The sequence below is a fragment of the Flagellimonas okinawensis genome (assembly GCF_029194005.1).
Classification (GTDB): domain Bacteria; phylum Bacteroidota; class Bacteroidia; order Flavobacteriales; family Flavobacteriaceae; genus Flagellimonas; species Flagellimonas okinawensis.
Map to the genome: position 1 here is coordinate 108,875 of NZ_JARFVA010000007.1, position 17,319 is coordinate 126,193.

Here is a 17,319-nt window from a genome sequence, read left to right on the forward strand (position 1 = left end):
ATTTCCAAATACAAATTCAACCAAAATGAAGAAAATCAACCTTCACCATTCATATATCATAGTACTATTGTTCTTTGGGTTAGGATGGAACTCCATGCTTGGCCAAACGGTCAATATGGAAGTGCAACAAGGCCCCAACATTGATGTGGTACTTACCGTGGGAATCACCGACCAAAATATAGATACCTTCGAAGAAGACCTAGGTGCTGCCTTGGAGAGCAAGGGTATCCCAGCCGACAAACTCTACGTGCAAGGTTTTGAACGAACCACCATTTCCTCCAACTCGGAAGATGCTGCCGATATTTTCAATAACTGGGTACGATGGGGCTACAACCCAGAGACCTGGGAGTTTGTGGATGCAGAAAAATTCATCCGCAGAATCAACAATGACTACATGGCGGGTTTTTACGATCCTGTTTTTGATTCGTCCAATTATACCTTGGAAGCTGACATTGCCTTTACCTCTGGCTCCGACAACGATGACATGGGGATAACCTTCGGAATGAAAAATGGCCCTGTGGGTTCCTATCTTTTCAATCTATCGGGAGCCGTAAGGGGCTTCACCACCAGTGAGTTCATTCCAGGTCACGGTTTTGCATCGGGCTTGTACAAAATTACAAGGGACGATGGCAATGCCAACCCGCAACACTATGTTCAGGGACTACAAGATGCCTCAAGCACTATTTTCAATCCCAACTCGACCACGACTTGGTATCATTTTAAAATCGTGGTCAGCGGTAAAAACGTAAAAATTTATATGGATGATGCATTGATCATCGACTACACCGCAACCGAGGAAATCGGAGGCAGTTATGGATTCTTCTCCAACAGTCAGCCCTATGCCACATTCAAGAACATCGAAGTGACCTCATTGAGCCTTAAAAAATTCAAGGATGTGCTTCGGGAGCCGCAATGGAGGAACAGTGCCATGCGATTCAACGTGAACCTTGATGATCAAGAGGTGGCAGACTTTGACAACGACCAGGATCTGGCCGAAATATTGATGCGAACCATCAACGAAGACATCCATTACATCGGGTGGGGGTTGAACGGCAACCAAGTGCAGTTCGAGCGTTTTGTACAGCAAAACAACAACCAAGGAACTTTTGTAAATCGAGATATGGGCAGCTGGTCGAGTTGGATGGACGATATGGCCCAATATATTTATGAACAATACCAGTTCCTTACGGTGACCGAAGGCGACTATTTCATTGCGGGAACAAGTGTTGAGATAGCGGTCGACCCTTCTGAGATGAAAACGAGTACCGCCAATGCAAGCTACCCAAGCGGGAGATGGAAAATCACACATGACGAGACCTTCTTCCCCAACAACCAGGGAAGGGTTTCCTGGAACGATCTTTATCTGGAGGATGTTCCGGAATTCTATGAAAAGCCCGGGAAATACTCCTTTACCTTCGAAGACCTGCCCACCTCCCCCACCACCCTTTATTTTCACAGGAAGCCCGTGGCTAGCTTCTCCTACAGTTCGGACACAGGCGTGTTCAACGACACCTCTTACGATTTGGATGGTGGTGCCAACAATGGAATAGCCCAGACCGAATGGAAATGGAAACCCGTGGATGCGGCATCCACTGCAGACTGGAATACTGGAATGTTCGACAAGAATTCCGTTGGGGATGGAGAATATTTGGTGATGCTCAATGTACAAGACCATCAGGGGGTTTGGAGCAGTCCTTCCAGTGCCTATATCCTAGTGGACAGCAGTAGTTCTTCCACCAACGAAGACTTGCCAGTGGCACAGTTCAACATTCAACCTGATGCACTGTTTACCTACTCAGGTTCGATGAACATCAATATAGAGAACAACTCCATCGACCCTTATGGAAGAACGCTTTCCAATGAAGAATGGATTGTGACGCAAAGAGTATACGATAGTGAAGGAAATCCAACGGATACGGAAATTCACAACTCCACCACCCAGATGACGGATTTCTCAAGTTATAACAATCTAACCGCAGAATACATCATTAGTCTGCGTGTACAGACCAGTACCGGTGTTTGGTCAGAACCTTTTTTCCGAACATTGACCATAACTCACGATGTTACCGAACCTACATTATCGGCCACCCCGAACAATGGCTCCATTGATACCGACACCGACATTCTGTTGACCTTTCAAGATGAAAATGACGGAAGTGGGTTTGATGTTCAACGCTATGCATTGGTTCAGGACAGCAATCCTCCAGCAACGGATAGCAGCCTATGGTCCTCTTGGAGCAACAGTCAATCCAAGACCACCTCGTTTTCCAGCGGCGGTACGGGATGGTACATCCATGGAGAGGCGAAGGACAATGCCGGAAACACGGGAACCGCCTCTTTTGGCCCTTTTGATCTTGCTTTGGTGGTCGGTGCAAAGAACGACTTGGCCGTATTGGATGAGGATACCGTATCCGACCCGGTCGATGTGTTGTACAACGATGTGTACGATACCAACAACACTCCAACTGTTAGCATTACGACACAAGGAACCAAAGGTTCAGCCGTGGTGGACGAAAACAATAAAATTGTCTACACTCCAAATGCGAATGAATTTGGAAGTGACGCCGTCATCTATGAACTGGATGATGCGGGCACCAAGGTAACCGCAACCCTTACCTTATCCATTACCGCAGTGGATGACGCACCAACAGCTGTAGCAGACTCCTTCACTTTGGATGAAAACGCCACCTTGAGCGATGATGTATCCACAAACGACATGGAAGTGGATGGTGATGATAGAATTTATCACATCATTTCAAATCCATCCCATGCAAGCGCTTTTACCTTTAATGCTGACGGTACATTCAGCTACGAGCATAATGGCGATGAATCCGCAACAGATAGCTTTACCTACAATTTTGAGGATGCCGTTTCCTTCTCGGAAACCGTTACGGCCACATTGAACATTACCAATGTGAACGATGCTCCAGCAGGCGGCGACATTACCTTGGACGTAACCCAAGATGTAGGATACGCTTTCAAACCTACTGATTTTACCTTCTCTGATGTTGACCCGAGCGATACCTTCAATGGCATACAAGTGATTTCACTTCCGACGAAAGGCACATTGGAATACAACGGCTCTCCCGTAAAGCCCAATGATATGATTGACGATGTGACATTGCTCGTCTTTACAACAGCAGACGGAGAATATGGTTCATCGTATACCTCCTTTTCATTTAAGGTAAAGGATGAAGATGATGCACTAAGCTCGACCACGCACACAGCGGGTATCAATGCGGCCCAGGATACCGATGGGGATGGCGTACCTGACAAAGACGATGAAGACGATGACAATGACGGTACCCCTGATTCCCAGGATGCCTTCCCATTGGATGATTCCGAGGATACCGATACCGATGGAGACGGAACTGGCGACAATGCCGACGAAGACGATGATAACGACGGTACCCCTGATTCCCAGGATGCCTTCCCCAAGGATGATTCCGAGGACACCGATACCGATGGAGACGGAACAGGAGATAATGCCGACGACGATGATGACAACGACGGTACCCCTGATACCGAGGATGCCTTCCCTAAGGATGATTCCGAGGACACCGATACCGATGGTGACGGAACCGGGGACAATGCAGACCAAGACGACGACAACGACGGTACTCCCGATTCCCAGGATGCCTTCCCGAAGGATGATTCCGAGGACACCGATACCGATGGTGACGGAACCGGGGACAATGCAGACCAAGACGACGACAACGACGGTACTCCCGATTCCCAGGATGCCTTCCCGAAGGATGATTCCGAGGATACCGATACCGATGGCGACGGAACCGGGGACAATGCAGACGAGGATGATGACAATGACGGAACCCTAGATACCGAGGATGCCTTCCCAAAGGATGATTCCGAGGACACCGATACCGATGGCGACGGAACCGGGGACAATGCAGACCAAGACGACGACAACGACGGTACTCCCGATTCCCAGGATGCCTTTCCGAAGGATGATTCCGAGGATACCGATACCGATGGCGACGGAACTGGCGACAATGCAGACGATGACGATGACAACGACGGCACCCCTGATTCCGAGGATGCCTTTCCGAAAGATGATTCCGAGGATACCGATACCGATGGCGACGGAACTGGCGACAATGCCGATGATGACGATGACAACGACGGCACCCCTGATTCCCAGGATGCCTTCCCATTGGATGATTCCGAGGACACTGATACCGATGGAGACGGAACTGGCGACAATGCAGACCAAGACGACGACAACGACGGTACTCCCGATTCCCAGGATGCCTTCCCGAAGGATGATTCCGAGGATACCGATACCGATGGCGACGGAAAAGGAGACAATGCCGATGAAGACGATGACAACGACGGCACCCCTGATTCCGAGGATGCCTTCCCGAAGGATGATTCGGAGGATACCGATACCGATGGTGACGGAACAGGCGACAATGCCGACAATGATGCAGATAATGACGGTACCCCGGATGATGAGGACGCTTTCCCCTATGACCCGAAAGAGGATTCCGACATTGATGGTGATGGTGTTGGCGACAATTCCGATACGGACGATGACAATGACGGGGTTACCGATACCGATACGGACGGAGACGGTCTTGGTGATAACGTTGACAACGATGATGACAACGACGGTATACCGGATGATCAAGATGATTTCCCGAATGATGCTTCCGAGACGATAGATACCGATGGAGACGGAATAGGCGACAATGCAGATACCGATGATGATGATGATGGCTATTCTGACGAAATGGAATTGACCGAAGGAAGCGACCCTTACGATGCATCCAGCAAGCCATTGGATACCGATGGAGATGGTATTCCAGACAGCATTGATGAGGATGACGACAATGATGGTGTTCCGGATGCAGATGATGCTTTCCCAACAAGTGAGGAGCCCTCATTGGTCCCTGCACAGGCCTTTACCCCTAACGGCGACGGTAACAACGATGCCTGGGTCATCCCGGGAATAGACAACTACCCCAACAATGTGGTCAAAGTCTACAACCGATGGGGTCATGAAGTGTTCGGCACCAGATCGTACCGAAACAACTGGGAAGGCTTCTATAAGAACAGGAACGAGAAACTACCCGCGGGATCGTACATGTACATCATCAACCTGGGAGATGGAAGCGCACCCTTGCAAGGCTGGATTTTCATCAACTATTAACACCAATAAAACAAAAAACACCATTCAAGACAGATGAAACGTATCAATAAAATACAGCTAATGGCCCTGTTCCTTGGACTTTCCATGTGGGCAAGTGCACAACAGGACCCCAACTACACCTTTTACCGCTACAATATGAACATTTACAATCCCGCTTTTGTGGGAAGTTCCGAGGCTGCGGAATTCTCTTTGGGGATTCGTAGCCAATGGGCGGGAATCGAAGGGGCTCCAGAAAGCCAGAGTGCCATCTTTGGGATGCCCGTGGGCAAAAACATAGGACTTGGCGCCTCCATCCTCAATGACAAGACCTTTATTGAGCAGCAAACCTGGGTGGCGATCGATGTGTCCTACCACATTCAATTGGATTACGAACATATGCTCTACTTTGGCATCAAGGGAAGTGCCAACTCCTATGAAGCCAACACCCAAGGTCTTGTGACCTATGGTGTGGGCCAGGACGGATCATTGATGGAATACGATAGCCGTTTTACCCCCAATGTGGGGGCCGGGGTCTATTTGAAGCACGACAGGTATTTCGCATCCCTGTCAGCACCAAAGCTGTTGACCCCCGACCGCTTGCAAGAACGTGAGGGCAATGCCTATTTGGGCACGGACCGAATGCACGCCTACCTGAGCGGGGGATACACCTTTCTGCTGGGAAAAACCTTGGACCTCAAGACCATGGGGATGCTACGGTATGTGGACGCATCGCCCCTATCCGTCGAAGTGACGGGAATCCTGGACTTTGGCCAGCGCTTTGAGTTCGGGGCAAGCTACAGGTATGACGAGAGCATCAGCGGACTGTTCCTGTTCAACGTTAGCAATGGATTCAATTTGGGATATGCCTATGAAACCTCCATTCAAAATCCCATTGACGGCTTGGACCACAATACCCATGAACTTTTTATGCGGTTAAAGATGTGATCAATTGCATACCTAGGTTACCTTGATTTAAGTAAAAAACACCCTCTGCGCAGGGTGTTTTTTATTTTATGCCATCAAAGGTCTTATCAATCATACATTCTCTTTGGCCACGCAGACCATTAATTTAAGGGCATTGTCTTTGGATAAGTATTTGTTCCCCAGGAGCCGAGGACTCATCGTTTAGGACCTTTAGCAATTGGAAACCGAACCGTTTGAAAGAAGAGTTATCATTCATCTACTTAGAAAAAACTGCAATTTTAAATTATCAATCCTTATCACCTAGGACAAAAATTTGCGGCTCTTTAAAGCCGCTCAAGTTCATTTAACAGGTCGTACAATTCAGCTGGCATAAAATCTCGAAAACCCCAAAACCATTTGTTTATTCGAATTTCCAAGAATAGGTTCTAGTGCCTCAGCAATGACAATTTAAAAAATTTGAGCAAATCGTATTAATTTTTGATTCTTCACAATAGTATTTACAAATGATGTAGGTTCAAATAGCTTTGTGCTCGCTCTCGCTTTTTGTATGACCATTGTATTTGCACTAATTTTTAATGTGGCGCACTTATATTCAATATAACTCGCACCTATATTTTTTAAATAATGACAAAAAGCGCCCAGTTTTCATTTGTTACACCCGTTTTAAGGGTATGGTTCTTCCAGAAGAAGGTATCATCTGCGGCCATGCAGCCATCATATTTGGAGTCACTCAAGACAAATAGCATTTTAATAGGATTTGACCTTCTACCCCAAAAGCTGGAATACTCAAAAAAAAAGGGCGCATACATTTTCTTATTCATCATGCGCCGGGTTTACAAACATCACTTTCTTTGAAGTGGTTGATTGAGAAATCGCTTTTCAATAAAAAGATTTCAAAGGAATACTTTTGCCCATCGATATCATCAATTTAGAAAATTACAAGAGTTGTTTATTACCTTGATTCCCATATTTAATCGGTATTAATAGCTGCTTCTCCCAATGAACATAAAATGTAGCTGGTACCATTATCTTCCAATTGCTTTAGAGTGTATTAATTCACCAAAATGATAAAAAGACAACTTGAAGAAGCTAGAACCAATAAAAGTAGATTATAGATTAACGTAAGGCTATCATCCTGATAGGTTAGACCGAATTTAAATTAATTCAGAAAACTCCCTTAATATGGCCTCAGTAACATCCACTGGAATTTTTAAATCATCAGCTATTTCTTCCCAATCGCTACCAGCGAGTTGGACTTCTTCTATGATACCTTTAGCATCGCGGATGGCATGGGTCTCGGCAACAGACATTAAATCTTCCAACAGTATTTCAGAACGCTTACCATTAATTGAAAGGGCTCTGGACACATTGCTATAATTCAAATTTACGTTAAGGGGATAGGTTAAATCGTAGGCAGGAGCCAATTCCCACGAGTCATTTTCCTCTTGGTAGATGAAGCTATGGTTTTTCAAATGGTCGTCAGTATTGGCATAGATGACATTAAATACCATTCTTCGAAACAACTGAACAATATCCCGATACGGCACCTTTAGGTCGAGGGCCAGCTTGAAAAGGTTTTCATAACTTGAATCCTCTGGTTTTTTGAAATCCCACCCTGTCAGGCCACTTGCGGTCAGTACATGCTGCTTTGAGCCCGCTTGGCGGTCATATCTCAGGGTAGCAAAGTGCCTGCCCTGAATCATTTTGGAGGGCATCATATGTATCTTGGCTTCTTTGGCCATTAAATAGTAGGCATATTCGACTTTCTCCCGATTGTATTGTTTCGGAGCATCTTCGTTAAGGTTTAATTTGACAAGGTAATGATGGTAATCCTCGCTATGGTGAATATCTCCGGGAACAATCTTACCTGTTTTCTTGTGTTCCGATATCAAGATCTTGGGTCTTGCCCCCCCAGCAGATGTACCGATTTTAAATATGTTCAAAAGTGATGTTTCATCAAGCGTCCTTCCAGAAGTTCCCTTTTTCAATTCCAAAACCTCTCGGAGCACTTCAACGATTTCCGCTATATCGATGGTTGTCGAATCTGGAATCTCCTCAATGGGCTTATACTCCAAGGCCCCCATACCCCGGTTACCAACATAAGTAAGCTGCTCCAACGGTGTTATCTTTTGAAAATCCCGATTGGTGGATTCCAGCCACTCTTTGAAAATAATGTTGCCGAACATATCCGGCAATGAATCCGCGATCATGGGAGGTAGTCCGCGAAAGGTTTCCCCTTGATATTTGGTAAATACTTGGACCGGTTTTATTCGTTTGAAGATGTAGGGAAAAACTCGGGAAAAAACATTGGCATCCAAGAACTTGGGACTGTATTGAAAAAAGGAAGCACGTTTGTCAACATCGTATCCCAATCTTCCGATCTCTGAACCAAAAAGACAAACCCTTATAATATCGTTCTTTGCCATATCAATACATTGATTCCTTGTTATTGGTGTCAGCGATACTATTCAATGCCCTGTAAAAATCGTCCATCAGGTCAAAGTGTTTGGCAATTTTCAGGAAGGTATCCAAGGTGGAATTTTTTCCACTTTCAAAATTTTGGATGGTATAACGGGATATACCCAAAGCTTTACCCAGTTCCGTCTGTGACATTTCATACCTTTGGCGTTGCTGCCTACAAAGGCTCCCCAAAAGTTTTTTAACCTCCCCAATTGAAACTGAATCAATCATTTTTAGTTTATTATATTAAACAAATATACATATAAATGGCTAAAATGTTTAATATAACAATCATAATTGATTTTTCAATGAAGCGTTAATTCCTTAATATGTTCAAAATTCCATAGCATAACTGGGAACACCGGGCATACATAGTATACCACTTCCACCGGAAAGATTTGAGCATAGGTAAGGTACTGTATATAATCTGAGTTGGGAACCGAATTAATATGACAAATTTGGTCATTTCAAAGAAAAGCCCTCCTTTGGGCTTCTGTATATTTGTCCATCCTTCTTTAACTTTTGTTTGGTTCCCTTTAAGACTTACTTGTTTCTATGGCGAATTCCCAGTATTCTTTGGACTTTTTATTCAAAAATCAGCATAATCTTGTTTACCCAAGAATTTAATCGTATATAATTGTGCTTCAATGCATTAATATCCATTTAGTAAAAAGTGACCTATTCGGTGAGCATAAAATTTTAGAAAGCTTGAAACCCTTTATTTATTGGGCCTTCCAGAGATGGATTCTAGTCCCTCCGGTTTAATAGCTAAAAGTACTTCTTGAAAGGCATAAAATCCCGGATTAAAACAAAAAAAAGTATAACTTTAGCCATTAAATTATTAGGTACCATTTATCGGCAATTAAGTTCATTTTATATGGTAATTGTGTACTGGTGAACGATTCGGTGCACAGGTTAAGAAAAATGATTTCAACTTTTTGAATATCAAGTGATTATAATTAGGATTTAAGCCCCAGTCAGGTCACAGAAAAAGCCTTCAAATTAAAATTTGAAGGCTTTTGTTTTTTACCGATTAGGCAATCTTAAATCACGCAACAACTTCTTCGTGTCTGTTACGTTCCTTGACTAATCTCTCGATCAAATCAGGTACTTTTTCAAATGCGGCTGCCAATCCATGTGTCTTGCCAGCTTCCAAGAATGAAATTTCATCCCCTTTGGTCACTAAAAATCCAATGGGTTGAATACCAATACCAGCTCCAGCACCGGCACCTTCACCCTTACGGGATTTGCCTTCAATACCTTCGCCTCCACCTGAACCAAAGCCCATACCGACCTTGATTACCGGTACACATTTGAATTCACCCAAATCAAAGGGCTCTCCAACAATTGTTTCTGTTTTGGCTTCAGATTTGATAAAGTCTGTCACCTTGTTCAATAATTCTTCAAAATGTAAATCCATGACCTTAATTTTTAATGGTTAAACAATGTTTTCAACATCCTGTAAGGTCTATTCCGAATATCCAGCACCAATCTGTTTCTATCTTCAAAATTGATATGAAAGGAAGCCACAAATTGGTTGAGCAATACAAAAACAGGATACATTTTTGCATTGGCCACATAATCTCCCGTATCCATGTCCAAATCAAATTGCTTTACCTCGAACGACTTCAACAATTGAAGCATTTTTTTAAAACTCAGTTTTCGTTTTCGCTTAGCCTTCTTCTTTTCGGATTGTTTTTTTTGATCGATGGATTTTGTCAGGGGATAAAAACAGCGTTCATAAAAAAGGACCTTTAACCGCACCTTTAAAAGTTCCTTCTCGTCGGGTTCAAAACTCGCCTTTGCCAAGCCCTTTAACCTTGCATAATACTTGTTTGAATCGGTATCGATAAAAACCTGTATAGGCATAAATAACAGCCAAAGAACCAGGAGCACAACTAACAATATTACAGTAGAAATTATCATTAGCTTTTTATGGCAAAGGAAACATGGACCAAAATACTGTGCAATGATCTGGGTCAGCACAGGGCTATAAATTTGAATAAATATAATATCGATTTTGTCCGAAGATCATATCCTGATACATCTCATATGACAAATCGCATTTTTATCTGTAATTTGATAACAGCTTGATTCTGTATCCCATGAGATATCACATTTATCTATTTATGGCTTTTATGGCCCTGACTGCTTGCAGTGAAAGTAAAGAGAAAAGCTATCCTACCAGAATGTCGCTGACCGAATCGGTCTATGCCTCCGCCACGGTACAGCCCGATAGTTTATATCAAGCCTATTCCAATGTGCTTGGTATATTGGACAAGGTATGGGTAGAGGAAGGAGACATAGTAAAAAGGGGCGACCCAATCTTGCATGTTACCAATACGTCTCCAGCGTTGAACGCAGAAAATGCCAGATTGGCCTGGGAACTGGCCAAAGAGAACTACGATGGGCGAGCAGCTGTTTTAGCAAGTATCCAGGATGAAATTAAGGCCGCAAAATTAAAATTGGACAACGACTCCATCAACTACTTCCGCCAAAAAAATCTATGGAATCAAAATATTGGTTCCAAAGTGGAATTCGATTCAAAACAACTGGCTTACCAACTATCTCAAAACAACCTGAACCTGCTCAATAGAAAATATGAACAAACACAGAACGAGCTGGAAACGCAGTTAAAAAGATCGGAGAACACCTACAGGACATCCTTGACCGCTTCGGCCGATTTTACCATAGCCAGTAAGATCAACGGAACGGTCTATGCACTGTACAAAAACCCTGGAGAAATTGTCAACACCCAGGAACCGGTCGCCTCAGTCGGTAAAAGTCAAGAATTTATTATTGAGTTGTTGGTGGACGAAGTGGACATCGTGAAATTGAAACTGGGCCAAAAAGTTTACCTCACCCTTGACTCATATGGCACAGAGGTCTTTGAGGCCACCCTGGATAAAATTTATCCACGTAAGGATGAACGGTCTCAGACATTTAAAGCAGAAGCCTTGTTCAATGCCCCGCCAAGCGTTTTGTACCCGGGCTTGTCCGGAGAAGGAAACATTGTGATCTCCCAAAAAGAAGATGCACTGATCATTCCAAAGGAGTTCCTCATCGGTGATTCCACGGTGATAACGGATGAAGGCGAAACTACCGTAATCTTGGGACTCCAGAACTTGGACATGGTAGAGGTAATTGATGGAATCGATGAAAAAACAGCCATTTATAAGCCCATGCCATGATTAATTGGAGCGTTATACTGAGCATAGCCAAAACCCATTTGGTCACCAAAATGAAATCCACGGTAACAGCCACATTAGGGGTTACTTTTGGTATAGGCGCCTACATTACCTTGGTCAGTTTTATGACCGGCCTGAATGCCATGTTGGATGATCTGGTATTGAACCAGACACCACACATACATATGTACAACGAGATCAGGCCCTCCCCCATCCAACCAATTTCCAGATATCGGGAGTTTTCGAATGCCTTTAACCTTGTACATTCCATAAAGCCCAAACAAAACCAAAAAAAGATACATAACGCCCTACCTATTTTGGGATACCTAAAAAAACACCCGAATGTTAGGGGAGCAACACCACAATTGCGCGCACAGATATTTTACCTGTCCGGATCCATAGAATTGGGAGGCAACCTGATAGGTGTGGATATTATGGAAGAGGCCCGTTTGTCCAACATTCAAGATAACATTGTGGAAGGATCGCCCCAGGCCCTTAAAAATAATACCAATGGTATTTTGCTTGGTGCAGGTCTGGCCGATAAGATGTCCCTTTCGATTGGTGATCGGGTACAGGTAAGCACCGTTGAAGGAAATATTTTTCCCCTAAAAATCGTGGGCATTTACCAGAGCGGGATCGCAGAAATAGACAATATCCAAAGTTTTGCCAATTTGAACACTGTTCAACGTATCCTGGGCGAAGCTGAAAACTATGTTACCGATATCAACATCAAATTAGTGAACATTGCCGAGTCGGAACCAATGGCGCGCAGTCTGGAGAAACAGTTCAATATAAAAGCTGTGGATATCAACGAGGCAAATGCACAATTTGAAACAGGTTCGAACATAAGAAACCTGATAACCTATGCTGTTTCGATCACACTTTTAATAGTGGCCGGTTTTGGGATCTATAACATACTCAACATGCTGATCTATGAAAAGATGAAGGATATCGCCATATTGAAAGCCACCGGGTTCTCCGGCAACGATGTGCAGTACATATTTATGGCCCAAGCCATGATCATAGGTCTATTGGGCGGTATTCTTGGTCTGTTGATCGGATTGGGATTATCGCACCTCATTGACAATGCCCCTTTTGAGACCGAAGCATTACCGACCATTACCACATATCCAGTCAACTTCAACCCTATTTTTTACATCATTGGAATCTCATTTGCGCTGATATCGACATTCATTGCTGGGTATTTACCTTCCAACAAAGCCAAAAAAATTGATCCCGTTCAGATCATTAGGGGCACATAACAGTATCATGGATTTAGTTTTAGAAGCAAAACATATCAACAAACATTTTCGCAAGCCTAAGGATTTCCATGTGCTCAAGGACATTACCTTTGGTGTTAAAAAGGGGGAATTCGCTTCCATTATGGGAAAATCCGGTTCCGGTAAATCCACCTTGCTTTATATTCTCTCCACTATGGATACCGATTATACGGGAGAGCTTTACCTGAACAATACATTGGTCACCGGGAAGTCACATCGGGAACTTTCACGTATCCGTAACATGAACATCGGGTTTGTTTTCCAGTTCCACTATCTTCTTTCCGAATTCAGTGTAATTGAAAATGTTATGTTGCCTGCCAAGAAGCTGGCAGAAAAAACCCATGCAGAAATCGAACGAAATGCCCACAAAAAACTGGAAATGCTTCATATTGGTCATTTGGCACACCAAAAGGCTTCAAGGATATCGGGCGGAGAAAAACAACGAGTGGCCATTGCAAGGGCTTTGATCAACGACCCAACTATATTGATGGGCGATGAACCAACGGGAAATTTGGACAGTCATAATTCCGAGAACGTCTTCAACATATTCAAAGATTTAAAGGAGGAACAGGGACTGTCCCTGTTGGTGGTTACACACGATGAGGATTTTGCCAAGCGCACGGACAGAATCATTGAAATGGAGGATGGAATGATCATTCGATCTTGAGACCTCAATTATTGTTGTTATCCTGTTTTTTTTCCTGGCGTTCGAGCTTTCTAAAATAACCCCTAGTAAGAAAATTGTGTTTTAGGGCTTCCATATTTTCATTGAACTTCCGGGTACCCTCCTCAATATTATTCATGGTCCTTGCCAATTGATTGGCCATTGCCGTATCGGTAGCGACTGTTCCAAGCAGTCCCTCACCATACTGCAGTTCTTCGATAACACCGTTCAGATCGGTCGTCATTTTTGTAATCTCGTTGGAAGACCTCTCCAAATTATCGATAATCCTCTTGACTTTTTTGGCCGAAAGTGTATCGGACAACAAAACACCGGCCACACCATCTCCTGAATTCATCGACTTCATGGTCCGCTCAATTTGATCCAAGGTTACACTCACTTTGACCGAGCTTGATTTTAGGTTGTTTATGGTCAGTTTAAGGTCATTTCCCATCAAGGTATCATTGAGCAGCCTGCCCAGAGTCCCTTTTCCTTGGTTCAACGACCGAGTCACTTTTAAAAGCTCGGCTGTCAACAATGCCGCATTCTCGTTGGTCACGTTCAAGGTATTTAGCATATCCTGGGATGCAATCCTTCCCGAAGAATCCAATTGATCACCATCTTGTATGAGTGGGGCATCACCGGTCCCTGGGACTATATTGACCAACATGCTACCGACAAGGCCGTCGGAACCGATGGTCGCTATGGCATTGTTCCGAATGTGTTGCTGCATTTTTTTATCAATTGCCATATGGACAATTATGATGCTGTCGTTCTCCATATCAATATCATCCACGGTTCCGATATCAATTCCTGAAAAGCGTACATTATTACCAACTTGAAGACCATTGACGTTACTGAAAACAGCATTGACCGTAAACTTTTTTACAAATAGGCTCTGCCCGTTACCTATAAGATAGGCCGCAACTATGAGCAAAAGAGTGCCAAGCACTACAAATATGCCCAGTTTCAAATTCTGCATTGGAGTTTTTGTTGTCATATCATTTTTTAAAAAAAGCATTGATCTTTGGATCGGTGGCTGCCACCAACTCTTCATAGGTGCCTTCGGCATAGTTGATACCATCGACCAATAGCACCATTCTTTCGGAGATTACGCGAGCACAATCCACATCGTGTGTAATAATAAGTGCGGAGGTGCCATATTTTTTTTGGATGCTCCTCATAAGTCCGATTATTTCTTTGGCCGTAATCGGGTCCAGACCACTGGTCGGCTCATCATATAAAATCAGTTTTGGTTTCAAGATAATGGCCCTTGCCAGTGCTACCCTTCTTTTCATACCACCTGAGAGCTCTTCGGGCATTAAATCCATGGTATGGGCCAAACCAACATTTTCGAGTGCCTCCCGCACCAATGGAAGTGTGTCGTTCACCCCTTTAAACCTTCCTTTGTGCCTCCTCATTGGGAACTCAAGGTTTTCCCGGACTGTCATGGAATCATATAGGGCGCTGCCCTGAAAAAGAAAACCGATATCGGAACGCAGTTCATCCAAGTCCTCTTGATCCATGGTTACAATATTCTTACCGAGTACCTCTACAATCCCGGAATCCGGGGACATGAGACCTACAAGGCATTTGATCATTACAGATTTTCCCGAACCGGACTTGCCCATAACCACCAGGTTTTCCCCTTTGTGAAGAACCATATTGAAACCATTCAATACTTTGTTGTCCCCAAAACTTTTGTACAAATCCCGAAGGCGAACGACCACTTCCCGAGTTGTTCCCGCATCCACAGTTGACACTATTTTTTCCTTTACCTCGCTCATAGTTCATAAAAAATATCCGAAACGAATACTGCGATAAAATCGACAACAAACAACAGTAGGGATGCCATAACCACGGCCGTATTGGCCGCTATACCTACACCCGCCGTACCACGTCCGGTATTATAACCCTTGTAACAACCTGTTAGCCCAATAACAAAACCGAAGAAAAAAGACTTGATGGTCGCAGGTACCAAATCCCCATAAGAGAGGGCCTCGAACACGGTATTGAAATACAGCCTGAAGGATACATTACCTTTGGTAAACTCCACCAAAGAGGAACCAAAAAGTGCAATGAGATCACCGAATATGACCAGGAGGGGCAGCATTAAGGTAGCGGCCAAAATCCGGGTGACCACCAAATACTTGAAAGGATTGGTTCCCGAAACTTCCATCGCATCTATTTGTTCGGTTACCCTCATCGAACCAAGTTCCGCCCCAAAACCCGAGGCAATTCTCCCTGAACAGATCAAAGCTGTGATAACGGGGCCTACCTCGCGAACAATGGAGATACCAACCATATTCGGCATCCAAGATACCGCACCGAACTCTATGAGCGTAGGTCTTGTCTGTAAAGTGAGCACCAAGCCGATGATAAAGCCAGTGGCCATTACAAGCAACAAGGATCTGTTCCCGACCTGATAACACTGCTTTAGCAATTCCTTGAACTCAAATGGAGGTCTTACCGCCTGTTTAAAAAAGCGGATGGCAAAATAGGAAAGGTCACCTATTTCGATAAAAAACTCCTTGGTTTTATGGATAATCTGCACTGTAAATGCCATACCTAGATCCTTGTTCGGTCTCATAAAAATAGTCCCGGCAAGGCTTTTTTGACATGACCAATATCAGTAAGGGGCTTAGCATCAATCAGATGCCCTTTACCAACCATAAGTTAGGGACAGGGGTCAGCGCCCTGTTGCACTGGTTTCAAGGGTTTGGACTGATCAAGATCATTTAGTGACTTTCAATTGAGCGGTACCTTTCCGAATAAAATTTTAAGACCATGAAAAAAGTTGTTTTACTTATCGGTTTGTTCCTGGCCCTGTTGGGATTTCAGGCGTGTGGTCCCGTAATCGTATCACATAGATTGGCGGACCCTCCACCTCCATGGTTCTACCCCAACAGGGTGGAAACTGTGAGGTACGTTTTTTTTCCCGAGTTCAACATGTATTATGACCTGACCACAAGAGTATATATTTATTTGGATGGCGGTGTATGGGTAAGGAGAAATGTTCTGCCAACAAGGTATCGTTCATATAATTTAAGTAGAGCCAGATACGAAAGGGTCCGCAATTATTATGATGACAATATTGAACGTTATCACAACCAAAACAGCAACAGGGGGCGCAGCAATAGAAGTGTTGACCGCAGGAACAACTAAGATACATTGAAGAAACATTAGTTGAGCAATGTCATAAAAATTGAAAGACATTGGCCTTAATTTTAATATGAACTAAAATGTAACGGTATGTTTAATTCTGAGAAAATAGGGAACGAATTCTATCAAAACCTTGGAAAGTTATTTTATGCCGTGGCAATGGCAGATCACAATGTAAGGCCGGTCGAGGTAAAAAGGTTACGGAAATATGTCAGACAACATTGGTTGGAAGTTGATCAATTTGAAGATGAATTCCATACGGATTCCGCCTATCAGATTGAGATTGTTTTTGACTGGTTGGAAGGGGAAGAAAAAGATGGGGACGAATATTTTGAAGAATTCAAGGAGTTCTACAAGGACCATCCCGAAAAATTTTCTGAAAAACTAAAACAATTGATCGTGGAAACTGCAGAATCCATAGCAAGTTCGTTCGCGGGAAAAAATAGATCGGAGATGTTGGCTATCTTTAAGCTCAAACAGCTTTTTAACCATTAG

Annotated in this window: 16 protein-coding genes; 8 read left to right on the forward strand and 8 right to left on the reverse strand. The window is 43.8% G+C overall.

All coding sequences use genetic code 11. The annotated features are described in order from the left end of the window. The first annotated feature begins 25 nt into the window (after positions 1-25). Together PY091_RS16520 and PY091_RS16525 are read left to right on the forward strand one after the other, a co-directional pair. Complete coding sequence (locus PY091_RS16520; RefSeq protein ID WP_166247246.1) at positions 26-5,170, forward strand: T9SS type B sorting domain-containing protein; 5,145 nt, start codon at positions 26-28, stop codon at positions 5,168-5,170. A 33-nt stretch (positions 5,171-5,203) separates the two neighbouring features. Continuing rightward, positions 5,204-6,094: a PorP/SprF family type IX secretion system membrane protein gene (locus PY091_RS16525; RefSeq protein WP_166247245.1), complete on the forward strand. Its 891-nt coding sequence runs from the start codon at positions 5,204-5,206 to the stop codon at positions 6,092-6,094. A 596-nt stretch (positions 6,095-6,690) separates the two neighbouring features. On the opposite strand, the gene PY091_RS16530 is transcribed toward PY091_RS16525, so the two are convergent. The 5 genes from PY091_RS16530 to PY091_RS16550 form a co-directional block, all read right to left on the reverse strand. Beyond that, complete coding sequence (locus PY091_RS16530) at positions 6,691-6,819, reverse strand: hypothetical protein (protein ID WP_275650624.1); 129 nt, start codon at positions 6,817-6,819, stop codon at positions 6,691-6,693. Between the two features lie 408 nt (positions 6,820-7,227). Further along, on the reverse strand, positions 7,228-8,499 hold the full coding sequence (locus PY091_RS16535; protein WP_166247243.1) for a type II toxin-antitoxin system HipA family toxin: 1,272 nt from the start codon (positions 8,497-8,499) through the stop codon (positions 7,228-7,230). 1 nt (position 8,500) lies between these two features. Beyond that, positions 8,501-8,764, reverse strand: a complete 264-nt coding sequence (locus tag PY091_RS16540; protein WP_166247242.1) for a helix-turn-helix transcriptional regulator — start codon at positions 8,762-8,764, stop codon at positions 8,501-8,503. Positions 8,765-9,581: 817 nt separating this feature from the next. Then, the gene (locus tag PY091_RS16545) at positions 9,582-9,953 is read right to left on the reverse strand and encodes a GerW family sporulation protein (protein ID WP_275650625.1); all 372 of its coding nucleotides are present in this window, start codon (positions 9,951-9,953) and stop codon (positions 9,582-9,584) included. A gap of 11 nt (positions 9,954-9,964) precedes the next feature. Then, positions 9,965-10,402, reverse strand: a complete 438-nt coding sequence (locus PY091_RS16550; RefSeq protein WP_275650626.1) for a hypothetical protein — start codon at positions 10,400-10,402, stop codon at positions 9,965-9,967. Positions 10,403-10,638: 236 nt separating this feature from the next. On the opposite strand from PY091_RS16550, the gene PY091_RS16555 reads away from it, so the two are divergent. Genes PY091_RS16555 through PY091_RS16565 form a run of 3 tightly spaced genes read left to right on the forward strand, consistent with a single transcriptional unit; the run spans position 10,639 to position 13,668 of the window. Next, positions 10,639-11,724: an efflux RND transporter periplasmic adaptor subunit gene (locus PY091_RS16555; protein ID WP_275650627.1), complete on the forward strand. Its 1,086-nt coding sequence runs from the start codon at positions 10,639-10,641 to the stop codon at positions 11,722-11,724. Further along, positions 11,721-12,983 carry an ABC transporter permease gene (locus tag PY091_RS16560; RefSeq protein ID WP_275650628.1) on the forward strand — a complete coding sequence of 421 codons (1,263 nt, stop codon included), beginning with the start codon at positions 11,721-11,723 and terminating at the stop codon, positions 12,981-12,983. The genes PY091_RS16555 and PY091_RS16560 overlap by 4 nt, the downstream gene beginning before the upstream one ends. Before the next feature lie 7 nt (positions 12,984-12,990). Next, the gene (locus PY091_RS16565; protein WP_275650629.1) at positions 12,991-13,668 is read left to right on the forward strand and encodes an ABC transporter ATP-binding protein; all 678 of its coding nucleotides are present in this window, start codon (positions 12,991-12,993) and stop codon (positions 13,666-13,668) included. A gap of 4 nt (positions 13,669-13,672) precedes the next feature. On the opposite strand, the gene PY091_RS16570 is transcribed toward PY091_RS16565, so the two are convergent. Genes PY091_RS16570 through PY091_RS16580 form a run of 3 tightly spaced genes read right to left on the reverse strand, consistent with a single transcriptional unit; the run spans position 13,673 to position 16,228 of the window. Next, the gene (locus tag PY091_RS16570) at positions 13,673-14,644 is read right to left on the reverse strand and encodes an MlaD family protein (protein ID WP_275650630.1); all 972 of its coding nucleotides are present in this window, start codon (positions 14,642-14,644) and stop codon (positions 13,673-13,675) included. A 19-nt stretch (positions 14,645-14,663) separates the two neighbouring features. Then, positions 14,664-15,449 carry an ABC transporter ATP-binding protein gene (locus PY091_RS16575; protein ID WP_275650631.1) on the reverse strand — a complete coding sequence of 262 codons (786 nt, stop codon included), beginning with the start codon at positions 15,447-15,449 and terminating at the stop codon, positions 14,664-14,666. After that, entirely contained in the window at positions 15,446-16,228 is a 783-nt protein-coding gene (locus PY091_RS16580) for an MlaE family ABC transporter permease (protein ID WP_275650701.1), read from the reverse strand. Before PY091_RS16580 ends, PY091_RS16575 begins: the two co-directional genes overlap by 4 nt. 53 nt (positions 16,229-16,281) lie before the next feature. Here PY091_RS16580 and PY091_RS16585 point away from each other — a divergent pair, with 53 nt between their 5' ends. From PY091_RS16585 to PY091_RS16595, 3 genes are all read left to right on the forward strand, one after another. Further along, entirely contained in the window at positions 16,282-16,404 is a 123-nt protein-coding gene (locus PY091_RS16585; RefSeq protein WP_275650632.1) for a hypothetical protein, read from the forward strand. A 45-nt stretch (positions 16,405-16,449) separates the two neighbouring features. Further along, positions 16,450-16,827 (forward strand): hypothetical protein, encoded by a 378-nt coding sequence (locus tag PY091_RS16590; RefSeq protein ID WP_275650633.1) that lies wholly within the window; start codon positions 16,450-16,452, stop codon positions 16,825-16,827. Positions 16,828-16,914: 87 nt separating this feature from the next. Then, entirely contained in the window at positions 16,915-17,319 is a 405-nt protein-coding gene (locus PY091_RS16595; protein WP_275650634.1) for a hypothetical protein, read from the forward strand.

Coding starts and splice junctions, on each gene's coding strand:
- PY091_RS16520 (WP_166247246.1), top strand. CDS start 26: ATGAAGAAAATCAACCTTCACCATTCATATATCATAGTACTATTGTTC.
- PY091_RS16525 (WP_166247245.1), top strand. CDS start 5,204: ATGAAACGTATCAATAAAATACAGCTAATGGCCCTGTTCCTTGGACTT.
- PY091_RS16530 (WP_275650624.1), bottom strand. CDS start 6,819: ATGCTATTTGTCTTGAGTGACTCCAAATATGATGGCTGCATGGCCGCA.
- PY091_RS16535 (WP_166247243.1), bottom strand. CDS start 8,499: ATGGCAAAGAACGATATTATAAGGGTTTGTCTTTTTGGTTCAGAGATC.
- PY091_RS16540 (WP_166247242.1), bottom strand. CDS start 8,764: ATGATTGATTCAGTTTCAATTGGGGAGGTTAAAAAACTTTTGGGGAGC.
- PY091_RS16545 (WP_275650625.1), bottom strand. CDS start 9,953: ATGGATTTACATTTTGAAGAATTATTGAACAAGGTGACAGACTTTATC.
- PY091_RS16550 (WP_275650626.1), bottom strand. CDS start 10,402: ATGCCTATACAGGTTTTTATCGATACCGATTCAAACAAGTATTATGCA.
- PY091_RS16555 (WP_275650627.1), top strand. CDS start 10,639: ATGAGATATCACATTTATCTATTTATGGCTTTTATGGCCCTGACTGCT.
- PY091_RS16560 (WP_275650628.1), top strand. CDS start 11,721: ATGATTAATTGGAGCGTTATACTGAGCATAGCCAAAACCCATTTGGTC.
- PY091_RS16565 (WP_275650629.1), top strand. CDS start 12,991: ATGGATTTAGTTTTAGAAGCAAAACATATCAACAAACATTTTCGCAAG.
- PY091_RS16570 (WP_275650630.1), bottom strand. CDS start 14,644: ATGCAGAATTTGAAACTGGGCATATTTGTAGTGCTTGGCACTCTTTTG.
- PY091_RS16575 (WP_275650631.1), bottom strand. CDS start 15,449: ATGAGCGAGGTAAAGGAAAAAATAGTGTCAACTGTGGATGCGGGAACA.
- PY091_RS16580 (WP_275650701.1), bottom strand. CDS start 16,228: ATGGCATTTACAGTGCAGATTATCCATAAAACCAAGGAGTTTTTTATC.
- PY091_RS16585 (WP_275650632.1), top strand. CDS start 16,282: ATGACCAATATCAGTAAGGGGCTTAGCATCAATCAGATGCCCTTTACC.
- PY091_RS16590 (WP_275650633.1), top strand. CDS start 16,450: ATGAAAAAAGTTGTTTTACTTATCGGTTTGTTCCTGGCCCTGTTGGGA.
- PY091_RS16595 (WP_275650634.1), top strand. CDS start 16,915: ATGTTTAATTCTGAGAAAATAGGGAACGAATTCTATCAAAACCTTGGA.